6 protein-coding genes are annotated in these 4,206 nt (G+C 65.4%); 4 read left to right on the plus strand and 2 right to left on the minus strand.

Annotated elements, in window-relative coordinates; genetic code table 11:
• The 3 genes from Q1J95_RS14930 to Q1J95_RS14940 all read left to right on the plus strand — a co-directional run.
• Positions 1-191: hypothetical protein (locus Q1J95_RS14930; protein ID WP_300269055.1), on the plus strand; the 191-nt coding region annotated here is incomplete at its 5' end.
• A gap of 133 nt (positions 192-324) precedes the next feature.
• Positions 325-630, plus strand: a complete 306-nt coding sequence (locus tag Q1J95_RS14935; protein WP_300269057.1) for a nucleotidyltransferase domain-containing protein — start codon at positions 325-327, stop codon at positions 628-630.
• The gene (locus Q1J95_RS14940) at positions 620-979 is read left to right on the plus strand and encodes a HepT-like ribonuclease domain-containing protein (RefSeq protein WP_300269059.1); all 360 of its coding nucleotides are present in this window, start codon (positions 620-622) and stop codon (positions 977-979) included. Before Q1J95_RS14935 ends, Q1J95_RS14940 begins: the two co-directional genes overlap by 11 nt.
• 90 nt (positions 980-1,069) lie before the next feature.
• On the opposite strand, the gene Q1J95_RS14945 is transcribed toward Q1J95_RS14940, so the two are convergent.
• Both Q1J95_RS14945 and purE read right to left on the minus strand, forming a co-directional pair.
• Positions 1,070-2,521: an LCP family protein gene (locus Q1J95_RS14945; RefSeq protein ID WP_300269061.1), complete on the minus strand. Its 1,452-nt coding sequence runs from the start codon at positions 2,519-2,521 to the stop codon at positions 1,070-1,072.
• The gene (gene purE, locus Q1J95_RS14950; RefSeq protein ID WP_300269065.1) at positions 2,518-2,985 is read right to left on the minus strand and encodes a 5-(carboxyamino)imidazole ribonucleotide mutase; all 468 of its coding nucleotides are present in this window, start codon (positions 2,983-2,985) and stop codon (positions 2,518-2,520) included. The genes Q1J95_RS14945 and purE overlap by 4 nt, the downstream gene beginning before the upstream one ends.
• A gap of 298 nt (positions 2,986-3,283) precedes the next feature.
• Here purE and Q1J95_RS14955 point away from each other — a divergent pair.
• A partial coding sequence (locus Q1J95_RS14955) for a hypothetical protein (RefSeq protein ID WP_300269063.1) occupies positions 3,284-4,206 on the plus strand: 923 nt, incomplete at its 3' end.

Below are 4,206 nucleotides of genomic sequence, written 5' to 3' on the forward strand. Positions count from 1 at the left end.
ACAGCGCCGTGACCGCGATGCTTGGTGAGCGCAATGTCATCCAGCAGGAAGTCATCGTGGCGCCGGGCGAATCGGCGACGGTGACGGCCACCTTCACCGGGGATGGTGCGGGCGAACGGCTGACGCGCGTCATGCACACGCCGTTATTCGGTGAAGTCGCGACTGTTCGTGGGGAGGTTGACTGCGGGTAGGTGCTGCAGGCTGCTGCCCCTTCGACAGACTCAGGGAGCGGGCGGGCGATGCGGGGATCGACGGGCCCTCGAGAGTGCCCGGCACTGGTATGGGTGTCTCGCCATGCTGCAGTCGATCTGCGAGACTGAAGATATGGAGATCGCCGCGCTTTTCGACACCGAGGCGATACAGCGTGCCTGCGAGCGGCACGGCGTGGAACGGTTGCGCATCTTCGGTTCCGTGCTGACTGACCGGTTCGACCCGAAGACGAGCGACGTCGACTTCCTCGTAGCGTTCCAGCCAGAGCGGGCGAATCTATACCACGACTACTTCGATCTGAAATTCGAGTTGGAGCGAATAGTCGGCAGAGAAGTCGATCTCATCGTGGAGCGCTCTGTGAAGAATCCCTTCTTCAAGGCATCAGCCTTGCGGAGTGCGCAGGATATCTATGCGGCCTGAGGCGGGCGCGCATCTCTGGGACGCAGCCGAGGCAGCCAGGCTGGTTTACGAGTTCACCCGCGGCAGAACCATGGTCGAGTTCAACACCGACCTCATCATCCGTTCGGCCGTGGAACGTCAATTGGAGATCCTTGGCGAGGCGCTGAACCGACTCCGCCGGGAAGACGTGGACACAGGCGCCCGTGTTCCGGACCTCGACAAGATCGTCGGGATGCGAAACATTATCGCCCATGAGTACGGCGACATCGACTACGAGATCGTGTGGCGCGCGGCAACAACCAGCATCCCCGAACTGCTGCCAGTACTCGACGAACTCGTTGCTGAGGCCAGACGCACTGCCGGGATCTAGCGGCGCCTCGATCGACAGTGCGGGGTGCCGACCCTTCGACAGGCTCAGGGAGCGGCGGGTGGCTCAGGGAGCGGCGGCGGGGCGACGGGCTCAGGGGGACGGCGTCGCGGTGGGGGTCGGCGGATGCAGGGTCTCGTGAATCATCTCGCGGATGTAGGCATAGTCAGGCTCGAACTCGTCCACGCCGTGCTTCGGCGTGAGCTCGATCGTCGTGACCTCTTGCTCTTTCGCGAGCAGCATCAGGTCGAAGAACTCCGACAGTTTGTCCTTCGGCAGGTCGGTGTCGACGAGCACCGTGCCCGCAGCGGCGATCTCGTTGAAACGGGTGAGAATATTCTGCGGGGTGAACTGATCCAGAATCGCCACCTGCAGCTCGCGCTGGCGCTCCATGCGATCCCAGTCGCTGGTCGTGTAACGCGACCGGGCATACCACTGGGCTGTGTCGCCGTCCATGTGCTGCTGACCGGTCTCAATCCATCCGATCGCCCAGTCGTTGGCGTCTGTGCCCTGCCAGCCCTCCGGAGGCCCGCCCTTCGGCAGACGCTCGGTGACATTGATATCGACACCGCCGAGCGCATCGATCATCGCGGCGAAGCCGTTCATGTCGATGAAGATGTAGTACGGGATCTCGATGCCGAGGATCCCTTCCGCGGCATCCTTCGTCGCCTCGATGCCCGGCGCAGAACCGTGCGCGGCGGCATCCGGGTACAGACCCGTGCCGTCGTCATCGCGGCACACCTCGGCGGCGTAACGAACGTGGTTCATCCACCCGTTCCAGCCGCACGTCGGAGACGAATGCCCCTCGAACCCGTTCGGGTACAGCTGCTGCATCGGACTGCCGTCGCTGAACGGCGCGTTGGGCAGCTCACGGGGAATGCCCGTGATGGTGACCTTGCCTGTGGTGGCATTGACCGAGACCACCGAGATGCTGTCGAAGCGCATCGAGTCGCGGCCGTCACCGCTGTCGGCACCCAGCAGCAGAATGTTGTAATACCCATCGCTCGGCGGCACACTCGGCCCGCTGTTGCCGAAGATGTCGCCGAAGACGCCGCGGCTCGATCCGGCGACCGTGGCAGCGTATGCGGCACCACCGCCGACCAGACCGAGCAGAATCAAAGCCACGACCGGAATCGCAAAACGCGATATCGGCGGCACCTTCACCAGCCGAACGATGCGCAGCGTATCGAGCGTCAACACGACCCACAGCAGGGCATATGCGATGAACAGCACCTGCACAGCCGTGAGCACGAACCAGTTGCTGGCCAACCAGATCAGCGTCGGTCGGGCGAACACCGCGGTCGCGACAGCACTCACGACCAGCAGCCAGCTGAGCAGCGTCATGCCCAGCCCGAACCGCCCCAGTTTGCGGTTGCGTCCGGAGAGGACCTGCGCAGACCCCGGAACGAGCAGGTTCATCACGATCAGCCACCAGCCGCGCCGCCCCATGAACGACGAATCCGCCGTATCGGGGTTGCGCAGCGGCCGCGGCTCGATCAGCGGGCGAGCCTGATGACCCGTTGCGTGCGGCGCGGCAAGCGTCACAGGGAATCCTTCAGTCGGTCATTCTTCTCGCCGACCTGCGCCTCAAGGGTCTTCGCATAGTCTTCGATGCGGTCTGCGATGGCGGCATCCGAAGCGCCCAGAATACGAGCGGCCAAGATCCCCGCGTTACGGGCCCCGCCGATCGACACGGTCGCGACGGGGATGCCGGCCGGCATCTGCACGATCGACAGCAGAGAATCCATGCCGTCGAGATACGCGAGTGGCACCGGCACGCCGACCACTGGCAGCGGCGTCATCGACGCGAGCATGCCCGGCAGATGCGCTGCCCCGCCAGCACCGGCGATGATGACACGGATGCCGCGCCCGCGCGCTTCGCGCGCATACGACATCAGCTTGTCTGGCGTGCGGTGGGCCGAGACGACCTCGACCTCATGCGCGATGCCGAAGTCGGTGAGCGCCTGCGAGGCATCGCTCATCACACGCCAGTCAGAGTCAGAGCCCATCACGACACCGACAACGGGCACAGAAGAAGAGTGCAGCGGCTCAGTCACACACCCAGATTACGGTCTGGAATCCTCGGTTCCGCTGAACGGCGCGCGTAAACGCGGCGCCAACCTTCCGGTGCGACGCACGAAGCGCCGTCGTCCACGCGCTGTTAACCCACGATCTTCCTGCCGGTCATCGTCTGGGCCTCGGCCGGTCAACTGGCACCGGTCGACTGGGCGCGGCCCACCACCGGCAGCCAACCCTGTGGCGCCGGGCATCCTCCCCCCGCACAAAGATCGGAAGGCGACTCGCCTGATGTCTCGTACTGAGCAGCGCAAGAAAAGACACCACCTCGGATCTCTCGCCCTCGCGGCAGCCGTGACCGGAGCCCTCGTGGCTCCGATGATTCCCACAGCAGCCGTCGCAGCGGCGCCGGCGGGAATCGACGGCGAGGGCATCGCCGCAGCCCCCTACGAGATCGACTCCGCCGCCGACCTTCGCGCACTGACCGAGTGGATCAACGCCGATTCCGGAGCGCGCGCCGGATCGCACATCGACCTCACAGCAGACATCGACATGTCGGGCGAAGCGCCACTGCGCGGAATCGACACCTTCACCGGCGTGCTCGACGGCCAGGGTCACACCATCTCCGGCCTCGTCTACGGTGACCGCGACACGAACAACGGTCGTCTCAGCCTCATCCAGCGTCTCGACGGCGGCACCGTCACCAACCTCACCCTCAGCGACCTGAGCGCCGACAACGCCACCAGCTCCGGCTTCGTCGCCGGCATCGCGATCCACTCGGTCGGCGGCACCATCACGGGCAACACGATCCTCGACGCCGACCTCAGCGCCACCTCGGCTGAGAAGGTGGGCGGCCTGGTCGCCGAGGCCGACGGCGGCGTGATCTCAGACAACTTCGTCGACGCGACCCTCGCCGCCGGTGAAATGCCCGCAGGCATCGCCGCCTACGCGAAGAACGCCACCACGATCACGCGCAACCTGGTCAGCGCCGACATCACCATGGCCGCCCCCGGTGGCACGGGCGGCGAGAAGGGCAACAACGCCGGCATGATCGTCGGCTACCCCGGCACCCCGAACTCGAGCGCCTTCACCGCCAACGTCGCCCTGTCGGGTTCGATCGCCTACGAGGGCAAGATCGACGGATTCGTCGGCCGCATCGTCGGCTACACCGCCTACGACGGCTGGAGCGCGTCCGACAACCTCGCCAGCACCGA

Source organism: Microbacterium sp. (assembly GCF_029263575.1).
In the GTDB taxonomy this organism is placed as follows: domain Bacteria; phylum Actinomycetota; class Actinomycetes; order Actinomycetales; family Microbacteriaceae; genus Microbacterium.